This is a genomic window from Burkholderia sp. AU30198, from assembly GCF_020419825.1.
Taxonomy (GTDB): domain Bacteria; phylum Pseudomonadota; class Gammaproteobacteria; order Burkholderiales; family Burkholderiaceae; genus Burkholderia.
Genome location: NZ_JAIZSA010000011.1, coordinates 256,896 through 274,148, shown reverse-complemented (window position 1 = coordinate 274,148; position 17,253 = coordinate 256,896). Strand labels below are relative to the sequence as shown.

The 17,253-nt window shown below is 66.9% G+C and carries 14 protein-coding genes; 9 read left to right on the top strand and 5 right to left on the bottom strand.

The window, feature by feature from the left end; genetic code table 11:
• Positions 1 to 43: 43 nt before the first annotated feature.
• Positions 44 to 1,447: a GntP family permease gene (locus tag LGN19_RS24350; protein WP_122948269.1), complete on the bottom strand. Its 1,404-nt coding sequence runs from the start codon at positions 1,445 to 1,447 to the stop codon at positions 44 to 46.
• A 316-nt stretch (positions 1,448 to 1,763) separates the two neighbouring features.
• Here LGN19_RS24350 and LGN19_RS24345 point away from each other — a divergent pair, with 316 nt between their 5' ends.
• From LGN19_RS24345 to LGN19_RS24325, 5 genes are all read left to right on the top strand, one after another.
• Complete coding sequence (locus LGN19_RS24345) at positions 1,764 to 3,242, top strand: sigma-54 interaction domain-containing protein (protein ID WP_226217563.1); 1,479 nt, start codon at positions 1,764 to 1,766, stop codon at positions 3,240 to 3,242.
• Between the two features lie 54 nt (positions 3,243 to 3,296).
• Positions 3,297 to 3,824: a BON domain-containing protein gene (locus tag LGN19_RS24340; RefSeq protein WP_226217562.1), complete on the top strand. Its 528-nt coding sequence runs from the start codon at positions 3,297 to 3,299 to the stop codon at positions 3,822 to 3,824.
• Between the two features lie 61 nt (positions 3,825 to 3,885).
• Positions 3,886 to 4,158, top strand: coding sequence for a hypothetical protein (locus LGN19_RS24335; protein ID WP_122948266.1), 273 nt, complete (start codon positions 3,886 to 3,888; stop codon positions 4,156 to 4,158).
• A 103-nt stretch (positions 4,159 to 4,261) separates the two neighbouring features.
• Positions 4,262 to 4,561 carry an H-NS family nucleoid-associated regulatory protein gene (locus tag LGN19_RS24330; protein ID WP_122948265.1) on the top strand — a complete coding sequence of 100 codons (300 nt, stop codon included), beginning with the start codon at positions 4,262 to 4,264 and terminating at the stop codon, positions 4,559 to 4,561.
• 604 nt (positions 4,562 to 5,165) lie between these two features.
• Positions 5,166 to 7,523 (top strand): GNAT family N-acetyltransferase, encoded by a 2,358-nt coding sequence (locus LGN19_RS24325; RefSeq protein WP_226217560.1) that lies wholly within the window; start codon positions 5,166 to 5,168, stop codon positions 7,521 to 7,523.
• A 655-nt stretch (positions 7,524 to 8,178) separates the two neighbouring features.
• On the opposite strand, the gene LGN19_RS24320 is transcribed toward LGN19_RS24325, so the two are convergent.
• On the bottom strand, positions 8,179 to 8,730 hold the full coding sequence (locus tag LGN19_RS24320; protein WP_122948263.1) for a hypothetical protein: 552 nt from the start codon (positions 8,728 to 8,730) through the stop codon (positions 8,179 to 8,181).
• Positions 8,731 to 8,903: 173 nt separating this feature from the next.
• Positions 8,904 to 9,725, bottom strand: a complete 822-nt coding sequence (locus LGN19_RS24315) for an IclR family transcriptional regulator (RefSeq protein WP_226217557.1) — start codon at positions 9,723 to 9,725, stop codon at positions 8,904 to 8,906.
• A gap of 663 nt (positions 9,726 to 10,388) precedes the next feature.
• Between LGN19_RS24315 and LGN19_RS24310 the strand changes: the two genes are divergently transcribed.
• Positions 10,389 to 11,237 carry an ureidoglycolate lyase gene (locus LGN19_RS24310; protein WP_174957869.1) on the top strand — a complete coding sequence of 283 codons (849 nt, stop codon included), beginning with the start codon at positions 10,389 to 10,391 and terminating at the stop codon, positions 11,235 to 11,237.
• Between the two features lie 132 nt (positions 11,238 to 11,369).
• On the opposite strand, the gene LGN19_RS24305 is transcribed toward LGN19_RS24310, so the two are convergent.
• A complete protein-coding gene (locus tag LGN19_RS24305) occupies positions 11,370 to 11,753 on the bottom strand; it encodes a VOC family protein (protein WP_226217555.1) in 384 nt (127 codons plus the stop codon).
• 253 nt (positions 11,754 to 12,006) lie between these two features.
• Between LGN19_RS24305 and LGN19_RS24300 the strand changes: the two genes are divergently transcribed.
• Positions 12,007 to 12,651: a CGNR zinc finger domain-containing protein gene (locus LGN19_RS24300; RefSeq protein ID WP_226217573.1), complete on the top strand. Its 645-nt coding sequence runs from the start codon at positions 12,007 to 12,009 to the stop codon at positions 12,649 to 12,651.
• Between the two features lie 32 nt (positions 12,652 to 12,683).
• Here the strand turns inward: LGN19_RS24300 and prpR are convergent, their stop codons facing one another.
• A complete protein-coding gene (gene prpR / locus LGN19_RS24295; RefSeq protein WP_226217553.1) occupies positions 12,684 to 14,666 on the bottom strand; it encodes a propionate catabolism operon regulatory protein PrpR in 1,983 nt (660 codons plus the stop codon).
• A gap of 170 nt (positions 14,667 to 14,836) precedes the next feature.
• On the opposite strand from prpR, the gene prpB reads away from it, so the two are divergent.
• Positions 14,837 to 15,730, top strand: coding sequence for a methylisocitrate lyase (gene prpB / locus LGN19_RS24290; RefSeq protein WP_011353756.1), 894 nt, complete (start codon positions 14,837 to 14,839; stop codon positions 15,728 to 15,730).
• Positions 15,731 to 16,040: 310 nt separating this feature from the next.
• Complete coding sequence (gene prpC, locus LGN19_RS24285) at positions 16,041 to 17,213, top strand: 2-methylcitrate synthase (RefSeq protein ID WP_122948256.1); 1,173 nt, start codon at positions 16,041 to 16,043, stop codon at positions 17,211 to 17,213.
• Positions 17,214 to 17,253: the final 40 nt, after the last annotated feature.

Here is a 17,253-nt window from a genome sequence, read left to right as displayed (position 1 = left end):
GCCCGCCGGGCGGCGGCCCGGAGCCGGGCCGCCGCGGAGGGTGTTACACGAGCCCCGTCGTGTAGTACACGGCGATCACGAAGAACACGGCGAGCGTCTTGATGATCGTGACCGCGAAGATGTCGCGATACGACTCGCGGTGCGTGAGGCCCGTGACCGCGAGCAGCGTGATCACCGCGCCGTTGTGCGGCAGCGTGTCCATGCCGCCGCTCGCCATCGCGACGACCCGGTGCAGCACGTCCAGCGGGATATTGGCGACCTGCGCACCCTTGATGAACAGATCCGACATCGCGGCGAGCGCGATGCTCATGCCGCCCGACGCCGAGCCCGTGATGCCGGCGAGCGAGCTGACCGACACGGCCGCGTTGACGAGCGGGTTCGGAATGCTCTTCAGCGCATCGCCCACGACCAGGAAGCCCGGCAGTGCGGCGATCACGCCACCGAAGCCGTATTCCGACGCGGTGTTCATCGCGGCGAGCAGCGCGCCGCCGACGGCGGCCTTCGAGCCGGCCGCGAAGCGATCGCTGACGCGCTTGAACGCGGTCAGCACCACCAGCACGATGCCCAGCAGCAGCGCGGCCTCGACCGACCAGATCGCGACGACCGTCTTGATCGACGCCGTGACCGGCGCGTGCACGCCCGGCAGCACGTCCGGCGCGACCGTGTACGACGCGGCGCCGTACCACTGCGGGATCAGCTTCGTGAACGCGAAGTTCGACACGCCGACGAGGATCAGCGGCAGGATCGCGAGTGCGGGATTCGGCAGCGACGTCGTCTCGACGCGCTCCGGCTCGTTGACGAGCGACGTGCCGTAGCCTTCGCCCTTCGCCATTGCCGAGCGGCGGCGCCATTCCAGGTAGCTGAGGCCGACGACGATGATGAACAGCGAGCCGATCGTGCCGAGCGCCGGTGCGGCCCACGCGGTCGTCTTGAAGAACGTGGTCGGGATGATGTTCTGGATCTGCGGCGTGCCGGGCAGCGAATCCATCGTGAACGAGAACGCGCCGAGCGCGATCGCGCCGGGCATCAATCGTTTCGGAATGTTGCTCTGGCGATAGAGCTCGGCCGCGAACGGATAGACCGCGAACACCACGACGAACAGCGACACGCCACCATAGGTGAGCAGCGCGCACACCGCGACGATCACCGCATTCGCACGCGAGCGGCCGATGTAGCGGATGGCTGCGTGGACGATCGACTCGGAGAACCCGGAGAGTTCGATCACCTTGCCGAACACCGCGCCCAGCATGAACACCGGGAAATACAGTTTGACGAAGCCGACCATCTTCTCCATGAAGATGCCGGAGAAGACCGGGGCGACGGCGGCGGGGTCGGTCAGGAGCACCGCGCCGAGCGCGGCGATCGGCGCGAACAGGATCACGCTGTAGCCGCGATACGCGGCAAACATCAGGAACGCCAGCGCGGCGAGGACGATCACGAAAGACAAGGGAGTCTCCTAATGGCTTTGGTTGTTGTTCGATCGCGCGATGCGCCGCGGACCGGCTCAGGTTCGTGCAGGTTTCGTGCCATCGGCCGGATTGCGCCGCCGGACATGGGTCCGCCGGAGACCGGCGGGCCCGCGCCGGTCGTTGTCTGACGATTCTACATAAAACGTCTCCATCCGGAGACGAAATGGCCGTCCGGCCAGCCCGTGGAATCGGGCAGGGCTTTCCCGGACAACGCATCGCGGCGTGTCTCCAAAGTGAGATAATCCGTCTCGATCGGGAGACAACCGGTCGAAAATACACGGAGACGAAGACACGATGATGAACGACTGGGCCCGCCTGCCCGTCAACTACGGCGACGTGCTGCGGCGCGCCGCCGAGTCGCTGTTCCGGACCTTCGAGGATTCGAGCGCGGGCACGGTGGTCGTCGATCGCGATGCGCGCGTCGTGTGGATGAACGAGCGGTACGCGGCGCGTTTCGGTTTCGCCGATCCGCAGCAGGCCGTCGGCCTCGACTGCGAGGCCGTGATCCCGAACAGCCTGATGCGCGAGGTCGTGTCGACCGGGCAGCCGATCCTGCTCGACATCATGGAGACGGGCCGCGAGCCGCTCGTCGTCACGCGCTTGCCACTGAAGAACGAGGCCGGCGAAACGGTCGGCGCGATCGGTTTCGCGCTGTTCGACCAGTTGAAGACGCTCACGCCGATTTTTTCCCGCTACGCGCAGCTTCAGCAGCAACTGATCGCGACGCAGCGTTCGCTCGCGCAGGCGCGCCGCGCGAAATACACGTTCGCGAGCTTCGTCGGCACGAGCGCCGCGAGCCTCGAAACCAAGCGCCAGGCGCGCCGCGCCGCGCAGGTCGATTCGCCGGTGCTGCTGCTCGGCGAGACGGGCACCGGCAAGGAACTGCTCGCGCATGCGATCCACGCGGCGTCGGCGCGTGCACTCCAGCCGCTCGTGACCGTCAACGTCGCCGCGATTCCCGACACGCTGCTCGAAACCGAATTCTTCGGTGCGGCGCCCGGCGCGTACACGGGTGCCGATCGCAAGGGGCGCGTCGGCAAGTTCGAGCTGGCCGATCGCGGCACGCTGTTTCTCGACGAGATCGGCGACATGCCGCTGCCGCTGCAGGGCAAGCTGCTGCGCGTGCTGCAGGACAAGGAATTCGAGCCGGTCGGCTCGAACCGGATCGTGCGCGCGGACGTCCGGATCATCGCTGCCACGAGCGCTGACCTGCCGGCGCTGGTCGCGGCGGGGCGTTTTCGCGCGGATCTCTATTACCGGCTGAACGTGCTGACGATCCACGCGCCGCCGCTGCGCGAGCGCGCGTCCGACATCGCGGCGCTCGTCTACGCGACGCTCGAGGAACTGGCCGCGCAGCACGGGCGCGCCGCCCATTGCGAGCTGACCGACGATGCGCTGCGGATGCTGTGTGCGTATCCGTGGCCGGGCAACGTGCGCGAGTTGCGCAATACGCTTGAACGCGCGCTGATGCTGTCGGATCGGTCGGTGATCGACGCGCGTGCACTCGCGCCGTTCCTTGGGCCGGTGCGTGTATCGACGGACGGCGCCGCATCGGCGCAGCGGGCGGCCGTAGCGCCGGCCGAGCGGCGGGCGGGCGAGGTGCCTGCCGCGTCGGCCGCTTCGTATGCCGATGCGTTGGCGGCGTGGGAGCGCCAGTTCCTGACCGATGCGCTGGCGGCCTGCGACGGGAAGGTGGTGGAAGCGGCCGCGCGCATCGGGATCGGCCGCGCGACGCTGTACAAGAAGCTGGCGGCGCTGGGTATCGACCGGTAGGCCGATCGGCAAAGCCGACGCGGTCGGACGTGACGCATCGAACAGGAGATCACGATGAAGCGGATCGGCATCGCAGGGTGGCTGACGATGGTGCTGGCGACCACTGCGCTCGCGCAGCCGGGCGACGTCGACGCGCCCGAGGCGCGGCGCAACTGGTACAACGATCCGTTCATCGCGCTGTCGCAGGACGTGGCCGAATGCCCGTTGCCGCTCGGCCCGTGGATGACCCGGGCCGAGATGACGGACGATGCGCATTACCGGGCGGAGCGCGGCACCACCTGCTGGCTCGCGCACCGCTGCTCGAAGCCGAACTCGTATCTGTATGACGCACCGATCGCCGACGCGGTGAAGACGCACTTCGCCGGCTCCGATCGGTTGCATGGCACGAGCCTGTGGATCACCGTGCAGCGGCGTTTCATTTACGTCGAAGGATGTGCGGATACGGCGTTCGATCACCAGGCGTTGCAACGCGAACTCGAGGCGCTTCCGGACGTCGAGCAGGTATTCGTTCGCATCACCGAAGATCCTCGCAAGAGCCTGCCGTACAAGGCGCGCGGGCAACCGGGCCGCACGCCGAACTGACGGCGGAAGGGCCGCGCATGGCATACTCGCGGCATTCAAAAAAAGGTTGACGGGAAGAACAATGAAACACATGCTTGCGTCGGTCTGTCGGTGGCCTCGGGCGGCCGTCGTGGTGGCTCTGGTTACGGGGCTCGGCGGGTGTGGCGGTGCCGCGCCGCTGTTCACTTCGGACGGGCGCCCGACTACCCAGGTGCAATGCACCGGCCGTGACTGGAGCAATTGCACGGACAATGCCCGGGCGATCTGCAACGGGGATTTCGACGTGCTTCAGCAATCGAGCGATGACACCACGCGAAATCTTCTCTTCGCATGCAAGAAGAAGAGCGGTTATTGATCCCGAGATAACCGGCTGGGGAGACCACGATCGGGCGAAGCGTTTTTCTGTTGGCTGAGAGTCATCTATTTTTCACGAATAACCCTCACGGAGTCCCATCCATATGGCGACCTACAGACAACTGACCGCGCAGCTCGAACGGCTTCAGGAAAAGATCGACAAGGAACGCGAAAAGGCGATTGCCGATGCGATTGCCGATATCCGCGCGAAAATCGAGGAATACGACATTACGCCGGAAGAACTCGGGTTTCGTCCGGCAGGAGCGGCCGCTGCCACAGCGAAGCCGAAGCGTACGTCGCCGCCGAAATACCTGAACCCGAAGACGGGTGAAACCTGGAGTGGCCGCGGGCGGTCGCCGACGTGGCTTGGCAAGAACCGCGCGCGTTTCCTGATCAAGGACTGACTCCCGAAAAACCTCACCTTTCGCGTGCTGACTGACGGTGCGAACGGCCATGCGGCCGTCGCACCGTTTTGTTTTTGTGCATTCCCGGTGCGATTCCCTACGGTGTATTGAACTGCGACACCGCGCAATGAACGGATCCCGTTTTGCGAATTCGCCGCGATTCGACGGCATATCGCGGCGAATTCCGGTAAACACACCTGCAATTGCGCAGCACATGCGCATCGGCCTGCGCCATTCTCGCGGTGCACGCGTGCCGCGAATTCCGATCACCGCTCGCGTGTTTGTGGAGGGCGCCGTGCAATTCCCGAAGATACTCACCATAGCTCCTGTAAATCCTCACCTTTGACGAAGCGGCCGCGGCGTCGCGCCGCATGCCTGCGCCGCGAGCGCCGAGCGAATGGGCTCGGCCGGTGCGCGGCGATGTCGGGTCGTGCTCGTGTTGCAGGCCCATGGTGCGAGCGTTGACGCGTGTCGAATAGTCGGCCGTTCGGCATATAGGCAGCCGCATGCGCTTCGCCTATGCTTGGGGTTCGCGTCGATCGGCGCATGGCCTGTCCGTGCCGCATGCCGATCGAGTCGTCTTTCGTTACCGCAGGGAGCCGATGTGACCGTTCGCCATCTCGATGCGTTGTTCCAGCCCAAGTCCGTTGCGGTCGTCGGCGCGTCATCGCGCGTGGGCAGTATCGGCGCGATGGTGTGGTCGCGCGTGCTCGACGGCGCATTCCAGGGGCCCGTGTGGCCCGTCAATCCGAAGTATCGTGACCTGCACGGGCATGCGGTCGTGTCCGATGTCGACCGGCTGCCCGCGCCGCCGTCGGTTGCCGTGATCTGTACGCCGCCCGCAACCTGGGCCGGCATCGTGCGCAAGCTGGGCGAGCTCGGCACGCGCGTCGCGGTGATCGTCGGCGAGGCGCGCACGGACGCCGATCGCGCCGCGCTCGATCGCACGCTGAAGGCGGCGAAGCCGTTCGTGCTTCGTATCGTCGGGCCGGGCAGCCTCGGCGTGCTGTCGCCTGCGCGGCATGCGCATTTCGGTGCGCCGGCCTATACGGTGCGGTCGGGCGGCGTCGCGTGGGTGTCGCAATCGAATGCGCTGACGAACGCGGTGCTCGGCTGGGCCGATGCGCGGGGCCTCGGTTTTTCGCATGTCGTCGCGCTCGGCGGCGAGTCCGACGTCGATGCGGGCGACGTGCTCGACTATCTTGCGAGCGATCCCGGCACGCGCGCGATCCTGCTCGAACTCGATACCGTGCGCGCCGCGCGCAAGTTCATGTCGGCCGCGCGCGCGGCGGCGCGCAACAAGCCGGTGCTCGCATTGCGCACCGGCCGCGCGGATCCCGGCGACGCACTCTATACGGCGGCGTTCCAGCGCGCGGGGATGGTGCGTGTCGATGCGCTCGACGATCTGCTCGACGAGATCGAGACGCTCGGCGTCGGCCGCGTCACCGCGCGCGGCGCGGCCACGCTCGTCACGAGCGATGCGGGCGTCGCGAAACTCGCGGTCGATGCGGTGGCCGAGGTGCGCGACGTGCTGGCCGACTGGTCACCCGCGGCCACGTCGGCCGTGTCGGCCGCGCTGCCGCATCTCGCGTCGCCCGGCAATCCGCTGACGCTGGGCGACGATGCGCGCCCCGAGCATTTTGCGGCGGCGATCAAGGCGCTCGCGCCGTTCCCGCAAACAGGCACGCTGTTCGTCGTCCATTCGACCTCCCACAGCGCGCCGGCCGATGCGGTTGCGCACACGCTGATCGAAGCGCGGCAGCATGCGCATCGCGGCATCCTCGCGTGTTTCTTCGGCGCGGTCGATGCGGCGACGCGCGATGCACTGCACGCGAACGGCATTCCCGTGCACACCACGCCGCAGCGGCTCGCGCGCGCGTATGCGCGTCTCGTCGACTACAGCCTCGGGCGGCAACTGCTGATGCAAACGCCCGAGGGCACGCCGCCGCAGCCGGCCGAGTGCGTGGCATCCGCACAGGGCGACGCGCGCCGGATGGTCGAAGCGGGCCGGCACGAGCTGACCGGCGAAGCCGCGCTGCGCTGGCTGTCGCATTTCGGCCTGCAGGGCGAGCCGGCCGTCGAGCCGGCCGGCACGAAAGTCGTCGATGTCACGGTCGACATGTACGACGATTCGAACTTCGGCCCGGTGTTTCGCTATGCCGTGCCGCCTGCGGACGGCGTATCGGCGCCGTTCGTCGTCTATGGCCTGCCGCCGCTGAACTCCGTGCTCGCTCGCGCGGTGATGGAGCGCTCGCCGTATGCGCGCAGCACGCCCATCGAGCCGACACTCGACGCGCTGACGGCGCTGTCGCAGGTCGTCTGCGACGTGCGCGAAGTCGTTGCGATGTCGGTCACGCTGCGCGTGCGGGCCGACCGCGCGCAGGTGATTGCGCCGCGCATCACGCTGGCCGCGGGGCGCAGCCGGCTCGCGATCATGCCGTATCCGCGCCATCTCGAGCAGACGCTCGAGTGGCGCGGCGAGACGGTGACGATCCGCCCGATCCGTCCGGAAGACGAGGCCGCGCACAATGAACTGCTCGGCGCGATGACGCCGGACGATCTGCGGATGCGTTTCTTCGGCGCGGTGCGCAGCTTCGATCATTCGCAGGTGGCGCGCATGACGCAGATCGATTACGACCGTGAGATGGCCTTCATCGTGTCGTTCACCGATGTGTCCGGGCGGGATCACACGCTTGCGGTCGCGCGCGCGGTTGCGGATCCCGACAACGAGACGGCGGAGTTCGCGATCGCGGTACGACCCGATCAGAAGGGCAAGGGGCTTGGCCGGCTGATGATGGCCCGAATCATCGACTATGCGCGCTCGCGCGGAACCGCATGGATGATCGGCGAGGCGCTGCGCGAGAACTCGGCGATGATCTCGCTGGCGAAGTCGTGTGGTTTTGCCGTGTCGACGACGGAGGAGCCCGGCGTCGTGGGTTTCAGGATGAAGCTGCAGCCGTAGCGTCTGCTGGCACCCCGGCGCGCGGAGACGTTGCATGCCGTGGATGTCTCCGGCCTCCCGGCACGTTGCGGATATTTACAGTCAGGAATGCAGATCATTTGAGCCTGTCTCGCGAGCGAAGCAACCACGAACGTGTCGGCGCCTGTTCGCGACGGAAATATCGACGCTCATATGGCGCTGCGAGACGCGTGCCGCTTGCCGCGATATCCATCCCGCGTCGCTGTTTTCTGCAAGGTCTCCACACGCATTGACCGCCGCGTTCCAGCCTCGAAAATTCGAATTTTCCCAAAAGGTGAGACTTTTCGGGATCTGCTGGTGAGCTTATCCGGGAAGGTGGTGGTGAGTCGATACGGGAGCGCTTGGTGAGCCTTCCCGGGAGTGGCTGGTGAGACTCTGCGGGAGGCGTCGGTGAGCCTTTCCGGGGCGCCTCGGTGAGGATCTGCGGGAAGTGTCGGTGAGGACATCCGGGAGGCTTGGGTGAGGCTTTCCAGGAGCCTTGGTGAGCTTTTTCGGGAGGCACAGGTGAGTGCTTGCGGGATGCCAAGGTGAGACTTTTCGGGAGCATCCGGACGCGTGGCTCCCACCGGCGCAGCGCCGGCCAAGGCCGGCGTCGCGCAGTGGGGCGGGCACGCATGAACCGTGCCCGCGGTTACCTTCAGGCAGCGAGTTTCGACGCCGCGTCGTTCACCTGATCGCGCGAAATCGCGAGTTCCTCGAGGTGCGGATCGGCATAGACGGCGCCGGTTTCGCGCTCGAGGCGGGCGATCGTCAATGCGCAGCGCGCGGTGTCCTTCGGCATCGCGATGAAGCGCTTGACCGATTCGCCGGACGTGAACGCGTCGAACAGCGCGCCGCGCACGTCGTCCGGAAGCGTCTTGGTCCACTGGTACGGCTTGCCGTTGAACGTGATCGACGGCGGCAGCGTGCGTTCCTTCTTGGTCGCGGTGATAAGCCCGTAGGTGCGGGCCGCGTCGCCGATCTGGTCGGGCGAAAACAGCTCGTCGGGCGTGATGTCGAACTGCTCGATGTAGTTCTCGATCGTCTGCATTGCGGTGGCACGATCGTCGCGCTTCTTCTGTGCGCGCGCGACGATATCGCGCAGTTCGTCCGCCTCTTCGGGCGTGATCGTGAAGCTTGCCTGCTTCTGCTGAAGTTCGGAGAAACGCTGGAATTCTTGATCGTTCAGAAGTTTGGCCATGACATCCATCGGACACGACGGCCGCGACAACCGGCCGCCGTAGTTTTTGAGAGGGCCGCTATTTTAGCGTAGCGCGGTGGGCGCACGATCTGGCACCGTGCGCCGCGTCGCGCACCGGTGTTGCGCGCGACCGGGGCCGACGCAATGGCGTCGCACCCGGTGCGCTCCGCCGGGCCTGCGCGTCAGCAGGTCTCGTCGCGGCTCATCGACAGAAGAGCGGCCGTGTTGCGCAACCCTTCGACGACCGTGTCGACGGACGGTGCCATGTGCGCATCGATCCGGCGCATGTACGGGCACGTCAGCACCGCGATCGCATGGCTGGACGGCCCGAGGATCGGCGCGGTCAGGTCGGTCACACCGTAGGCTTGGCGGCTGTCCTGGCGCAGGTAGCCGGTCTGCCGGATGGACTGGCACGCATACGCGAGTTCCTGCTCGTTCAGCGGCGCTTCGCCTTTGACCTTGCGATGCTCGGTGAGCATGTGCGCGCGCTGCTCGGCACCCTGGAACGACAGCATCACGCGCCCCGATGCCGAATCGGCGAGCCCGACGCGCGAGCCGAGCCGGACCGAGACGCCCCACGAGCCGGGCCCGTCGACCTGCGCGATCACGAGCAGATTGCCGCGATCGTAGACGGACAGGTGGCACGACTGCTCGGAGGCGTCGGCGAAGCGCTGCATCAGCGGCAAGGCTTCGGCGATCAGCCGGCTCATCGGCGGATGCCGATGCGCGAGCGAGAACAGCTTGAGGCTGAGCGTGTAGCGATCGCCCCCGGTCGAGCGCATCACGTAGCGGCGCGCGACGAGGCGTTCGAGCATCCGGTAGATCTCGCTCGCGTTGCGGCCGAGTTCCTTCGTGATTTCGGTGCGGGTAAGGCCTTCTTTCTGCTCCGACAGGAGTTCGAGAATATCGAGACCCTTGTCGAGCGCGGGTGCGCGATAGCGGTCGATTGCGCCCATCGATTCCCGAGCGTCGCAGCCGGGAATCAGGTCGTTGGTTGTTTGCATTGTCGGTGTGAAGTTGGGGGTGACTGTCGATCGATTGGCGACGCACGCTGACCGATTCTGCAACACGCTTGTGTCGAGCCCGCGTGTGGCGACGAACGCCATCCGTTTGAGCTTAACAACAAACATTTAGTGTGCAATGCAGCGTCTTTTTACCGATCGTTACCAGATAAGAACGGATCAATTCGCTTTCAGGATGACAGGGAAGCCCCGAATACCCGGTATTCATGACAGGTGGCACCGGTTCAAGGTTTTCGAAAGGAAATGGCGGGCGGCGCCGTCCGCGATGCTGCGCCGCAGCGTCGGCGGGCGCACCAATAGTCGGTATCCGTCGCGGGTCATTTCACGGCGCGCGGCCGATGGTACAAAGGCTGGCGGGCCAGCGACGGTGCGGCCGCGCGTGAAGCCGGCCGGTACGGGCCGGACCATGTCGCGGGTGCCGGGCCGTCGTCGCCGATGCGCAGACCGGCGGCTGCCCGTTCGATGTGCGCCGTACTTCCGTGCGGCGCCACGATCGCTGCGCCCGCGCGACCCTCGCGCGTCGAACGGCATGCCGGATTCGGCGCCGACGCGCGCAATCGACGATCGACAATCAGTCCGGCGCGCGGCCGTGAAGGGCCGCGTCGGCCGGTATCCTGTCCCATTCGACAACAGAGGTTGAGCACGATGAAACTGCTTCGCTATGGCCCGTCCGGCCAGGAAAAGCCCGGTATTCTCGACGCGGACGGCCGGATTCGCGACCTGTCCGCACATGTGCCGGATCTGTCCGGCGATGTGCTGTCCGACGCGGGTCTCGCGCGGCTGCGCGCGATCGATCCGGCCACGCTGCCGCTGGTGGCAGGCGAGCCGCGCATCGGCGCGTGCGTCGGGCAGGTCGGCAAGTTCATCGGCATCGGCCTGAACTATGCCGATCACGCGGCCGAAGCCGGCATGCCGGTGCCGAAGGAGCCGGTCGTGTTCGGCAAGTGGACGAGCTCGATCTGCGGCCCGAACGACGGCATCGATATCCCGAAGGGCTCGGTCAAGACCGACTGGGAAGTCGAGCTGGGTGTGGTGATCGGCGCGGCCTGCAAGGACGTCGACGAAGCGCGCGCGCTCGATTACGTCGCGGGCTACTGCGTCGTCAATGACGTGTCCGAGCGTGAATGGCAGATCGAGCGCGGCGGCCAGTGGGACAAGGGCAAGGGCTTCGACACGTTCGGCCCGATCGGCCCGTGGCTCGTCACGCGCGACGAGGTGCCCGATCCGCAGCGTCTCGACCTGTGGCTCGAAATCGACGGCCACCGCTATCAGAACGGCAACACGCGCACGATGGTGTTCACCGTCGCGCAGCTGATTGCCTATCTGTCGCGCTGCATGACGCTGTTGCCGGGCGACGTGATCACGACCGGCACGCCGCCGGGTGTGGGCATGGGCATCAAGCCGTCGCCGGTGTTCCTCAAGGCCGGCCAGATGGTGCGCCTCGGGGTCGAAGGACTCGGCGAGCAACTGCAGCACACGCGCGACGCGCGATAGCTGCGCACCCGGCGATCCCGTCGAACGACCGCTGCTGGCGGTCGTCGGGCGCCGGATACCGATGGTTCAAAGGCAAGGGCCCGATTCCGCACTGCGCGGAATCGGGCCCTTGGCATGAGTACGCAAGCGCGATTACACGATGTTGTCGAGTTCGCAGTGCGCTTCCAGCCGATAGCCGTCGGGATCGACGACGAACGCCGCGTAGTAGCCGGGGCCGTAGTGTTTGCGCTTGCCGGGCCCGCCGTTGTCCTGGCCGCCGTGCTCGAGCGCGGCACGGTAGAACGCGTCGACTTCAACCGGCGACGCCGCCTTGAACGACAGGTGCAGCCCCGACTGGGGATCGGCGGCAATCGGGCGAGCCGCGTGCTGCAACCACAGCTCCGGTTCGGTCGTGCCGTACCCGATGGAGCCGTCGTCGCTGTACAGCCGTTTGTAGCCGAGCGCGCCGAGCGTGCTGTCGTAGAACGTCCGGCTTCGGCCGATGTGTGCAACGCCGAACGAAAGGTGATCGATCATCTGTGGCTCCTTGGACTGAAGAGGGACGTCGGTGCGGCAATCCTGCTTATAACCACCATGCCAGCCGCTTGTAGCGGAGTGCGCCGAGTGTGCGGTCATAGAACGCGCGGCTGCGGTCGTTGTGGATAACACCGGACGAAAGGCGATCGATCATCTGTGGCTCCTTGAACTGAGGCGGGTGTCAGTGCAGCAAACCTGTTTATAACTACCATGCTGGTTATGTTAGGAAGCGCCCGTGGGCTTGTCAACCGGCATGGTGGTTAGATACGATCCGGACATGAGCGATACGCAACCTTCCGTCACGATGGACTGCCTGATTCCGGCGCCGCCCGAAACCCTGAGCATCGATTTCGCGAACACGCTGTACTGGCGTGGCAGCGATCCGCCGACGGAAACCTTCGGCTCGATGGACGACCTGCTGGCGTGGTGTCGGGCGCAGGCCGGCGTGCCGGCCGACCTGGCGCAAGCGTGCCGCGCGCGCGGCGAAGAGGCGGGTGGGCCGGCGATTCTGGCGCGCGCGCTCGCATTGCGCGAGGCGCTGTACCGGCTCTTTCATGCGCAGGCCGAGCAGCGCGAGCCGCAGGCCGACGATCTTGCCCTGCTCGGCGGTTTTCTGGCGGAAGCGGCGCCGCGCGTCGCGCTGGCGCGCATCGATGGCGGCTATGCGTGGCGGGTCGGAGCGGCGGGTGCAACGCTCGCGGGGCTGCTGAGCCCGGTACTGTGGTCGGCGATCGACCTGCTCGGCGGTGTGCGGCTCGCGAAGGTCAAGCGTTGCGCGAACGACGCCTGCCAGTGGCTGTTCATCGATGACAGCAAGAACGGCAGCCGCCGCTGGTGTTCGATGTCGTCGTGCGGCAATCGCGCGAAGGCGTACCGCCACTATCACAAGGCCGACTGACGGTCGGCTCGGTCACTGCGCGGCAGCCGGCCCTACTTCACCGACAACTTCCGCCACAGCGTCGTCTTGCTGATGCCGAGCATCGCGCATGCGCGGTCGCGGTCGCCGCCGCATGCGTCGAGTACCGCGCGGATCTCGTCGGCTTCCGCGCGACGGCGGCGTGCGTGCAGCGTCTGCGCATCGTCGGCGTCGGCCGTATTGGGTGGCGTCGCGAACAGCTCGGGTGCGATCGCCTGAAGCGCGTCGGGATCGAGCGTGCCGCACGCGGCGGCCGGATCGTTTTCGTCGGCTTCCTCGGCCAGCTCCACCGCGATCCGCTCGATCACGTTCTGCAGTTCGCGCACGTTGCCGGGCCACCGGTAGCGCGCGAGCGCAGCCTGCGTCGTGCCGAGCACGCGCGCGGCATCGGCGGCGTCGCGCAGGCGTTCGGCGAGGCGCGGTTCGCGTCGTGCGGCCTGCACGAGCAGCGTGGCCGCGAGCGCCGGGATGTCGGCGGCGCGTTCGCGCAGCGGCGGCAGGCCGACGTTCAGGATGTTGAGCCGGTAGTAGAGATCCGCGCGGAACGTGCCGGCCTCGACGGCCGCGAGCAGCGGACGGTGCGTCGCGGCGATCACGCGCACGTCGATGCGGATCGGCTCGGTCGAGCCGAGACGGATCACCTCGCGCTCCTGCAGTACGCGCAGCAGCCGGCTCTGCAGCGACGGCGGCATCTCGCCGATCTCGTCGAGAAACAGCGTGCCGCGGTGCGCGGCTTCGAACAGGCCGGTCTTGCCGCCGCGCCGCGCGCCCGTGAACGCCCCTTCTTCGTAGCCGAACAGCTCGCTTTCGAGCAGCGCTTCCGGAAACGCGCCGCAGTTGACCGCGACGAACGGGTAGCTGCGCCGCGCGGACAGCGCGTGCAGGCTCTGCGCGATCATCTCCTTGCCGGTGCCGCTTTCGCCGAGCACGAGCACGGTCGCGTCGGATTTCGCGTAGCGGCGCACGAGATCGCGCACGCGCGCCATCGGCGCCGATGCGCCGACCACGTCGTCGAGCGCATAGCGCGCCGCGAACTGCTGCGTGGTGGGTTGCGAACGCAGCGCGCGGTCGAGCCGTTCGACCGCGCGCGATTCCTGGAACGTCAGCACGCTGCCCGACGTGACGCCGCGATCGACGAGCGGCCCGCGATGCACGACGTAGCGCACGCCGCGCACGGTCGCGAGCGCGTCGCCGTCCTCGCCGCGCAGCGTGCGCAGCTCGGGCCGCAGGTCGACGAGCGCGCGGCCGACGGCCGCCGCGGGTTCGACCCCGAGCGCCGATGCGAGCCGCTCGTTGATCGCCTCCACGCGGCCGCGCGCGTCGAGCGCGACCACGCCGTCGCGCAGGTGCTGGAGCAGGTTGTCGAGCCGCTGGCGGCGGAACGCCTCGGCATGCGTCGCATACGCGACTTCGAGCGCCGTATCGACGGCCTTGCGCACCGATGCGTGCGAATACAGGAACACCGCGCCCATGCCGGCGCTGGCCGCGAGATCGGTGACGAGGCCGGGGCCGACGATCGTCTCGATGCCGCGGTCGCGCAGCTCGTGCACGCAGGCTTCCGCTTCCTGCGCGGACTGATATGACGCAAACTGCACGTCGAGGCCGTACGCGGCGACGAAGCGGCGTACTTCGGGCGGCGTTTCTCCGGCGCTGACGAGCGCGATCCGCGACGCGTCGCGCCGGGCGCGCGCGAGCGCCTGCATCACGTCGAAGCCGGTCGGCGACACGACCACCACCGGCACCTGCGCACGCGTCTTCAGGAAGGCGCCGTTCGAGCCGGCCGCGACGATTACGTCGGGCCGCGCGGTGCCGGCCTCGGCGATCGCGCTGAGCGCATCCTCATAGGCGCGCGTGACGATGCGCACGTCGGCGCGTTCGTCGAATTCGCCGGCGATTTCGCGAAACAGTTCGCGCAGGCGGCTGATGCCCATCGCCCAGATGCGCGGGCGCGCCGCACGATCGGCCGGGCCGACGGGTTTGGTCGAGGAGAGGTCCATGACGGTCGATTATGCGCGTGCGATTTCATTTTTGAAACGTGAAATTGCCGAATTGAAATCTCCGGGTGCGGCATCGCCCGTGCCGGTTGCTTAAGAATCAGTGGGTTAGCGACATTGCGCGAGCTGGCCCGGTCCTTGCTGTTAATGGTCATTCCTTCAGGAGGCCGTTCATGAGCAATACGCATCTTCAGAGCGCCGGCGCGAAATTCCGCGCGGCAGTCGCGGCGGAGCAGCCGCTGCAGGTGGTCGGCGCGATCACCGCGTACGCAGCCAAGATGGCACAGGCCGTCGGCTTCAAGGCCGTGTATCTGTCGGGTGGCGGCGTCGCCGCGAACTCGCTCGGGATCCCCGACCTCGGCATCAGCACGATGGAAGACGTGCTGATCGACGCGAACCGGATCACCAACGCAACCGACCTGCCGCTGCTGGTCGACATCGATACCGGCTGGGGCGGCGCGTTCAACATCGCGCGTACGGTGCGCTCGTTCATCAAGGCCGGCGTCGCGGCCGTGCACCTGGAAGACCAGGTCGGCCAGAAGCGCTGCGGCCACCGTCCGGGCAAGGAAGTCGTGCCGGTCGAAGAAATGGTCGATCGCGTCAAGGCGGCGGTCGATGCGCGTACCGACGACCAGTTCGTGATCATGGCGCGTACCGACGCGGCTGCCGCCGAAGGGATCGACTCGGCGATCGAGCGCGCGGTGGCCTACGTCGAAGCCGGCGCGGACATGATCTTCCCGGAAGCGATGAAGTCGCTCGACGACTACCGCCGCTTCAAGGCAGCCGTGAAGGTGCCGATCCTCGCGAACCTGACCGAATTCGGCTCGACGCCGCTGTTCACGCTCGACGAGCTGCGCGAAGCGAACGTCGACATCGCGCTGTACTGCTGCGGCGCATATCGCGCGATGAACAAGGCCGCGCTGAACTTCTACGAGACGCTGCGCCGCGACGGCACGCAGAAGGCAGCCGTGCCGACGATGCAGACGCGCGCCGAGCTGTATGACTTCCTCGGTTATCACGAATACGAGCGCAAGCTCGACGAGCTGTTCGCGCAGGGCAAGAAGTAACGCGTCCGCGCGCCGGGACTCGATTCCGGAACGTTTTGCATGGGGCCGGACCAGGCGCTGAAGCGCCAGGTCTGGCCGACAGCTTCGCATCGATCGGGCCCGGCGCCGCGGCGCCGGTTCAACCGACAGCTTTGCATGGGGTCGCACCAGGCGCTAAAGCGCCAAGTCCGGCCGACCGCGAAGCATGGGGCCGCACTAAGCGCTAAAGCGCCAAGTCCGGCCGACCGCGAAGCATGGGGCCGCACTAGGCGCTGAAGCGCCAAGTCCGGCCGACAGCTGATACCCCCGATACACATTGGAGAGCAGAAACATGAGCGAGACGAAAGACGCAGCAGCACCGGCCGCCGCAGGCGCATTCAAGCCGAAGAAGTCGGTGGCGCTGTCGGGCGTGACGGCCGGCAACACGGCGCTGTGCACGGTCGGCAAGACCGGCAACGACCTGCACTATCGCGGCTACGACATTCTCGACGTCGCCGAATCGTGCGAATTCGAAGAAATCGCGCACCTGCTCGTTCACGGCACGCTGCCGAACCTGACCGAACTGGCCGCGTACAAGACGAAGCTGCGCGCGCTGCGCGGCCTGCCGAACGCGTTGAAGGCGGCGCTCGAGCAGATCCCGGCGTCCGCGCACCCGATGGACGTGATGCGCACGGGCGTGTCGGTGCTCGGCACCGTGCTGCCGGAGAAGGACGACCACAACCTGCCGGGCGCGCGCGACATCGCCGACCGCCTGATGGCATCGCTCGGCTCGATGCTGCTGTACTGGTATCACTTCTCGCACAACGGCAAGCGCATCGAGACGGAAACCGACGACGACTCGATCGGCGGCCACTTCCTGCACCTGCTGCACGGCAAGACGCCGTCGAAGTCGTGGGTCGAAGCGATGCACACGTCGCTGATCCTGTACGCGGAGCACGAATTCAACGCGTCGACGTTCACCGGCCGCGTGATCGCGGGCACGGGCTCGGACATCTACTCGGCGATCACCGGCGCGATCGGCGCGCTGCGCGGGCCGAAGCACGGCGGCGCGAACGAAGTCGCGTATGAGATCCAGAGCCGTTACAGCTCGCCGGACGACGCCGAAGCCGATATCCGCCGCCGCGTCGAGAACAAGGAAGTCGTGATCGGCTTCGGCCACCCGGTCTACACGATCTCCGATCCGCGCAACAAGGTGATCAAGGGCGTCGCGCACAAGCTGTCGAAGGAAGCGGGCGACCTGAAGCTGTACAACATCGCCGAGCGCCTCGAATCGGTGATGTGGGACGCGAAGAAGATGTTCCCGAACCTCGACTGGTTCAGCGCGGTGTCGTATCACATGATGGGCGTGCCGACCGCGATGTTCACGCCGCTGTTCGTGATCTCGCGCACGTCCGGCTGGAGCGCGCACATCATGGAGCAGCGCATCGACAACAAGATCATCCGCCCGAGCGCGAACTACACCGGTCCGGAAGACCTGCAGTTCGTACCGATCGAAAAGCGCTGAAACGCCCACCGTGCACACCGGCCTCCCGCGTGACGGGGGC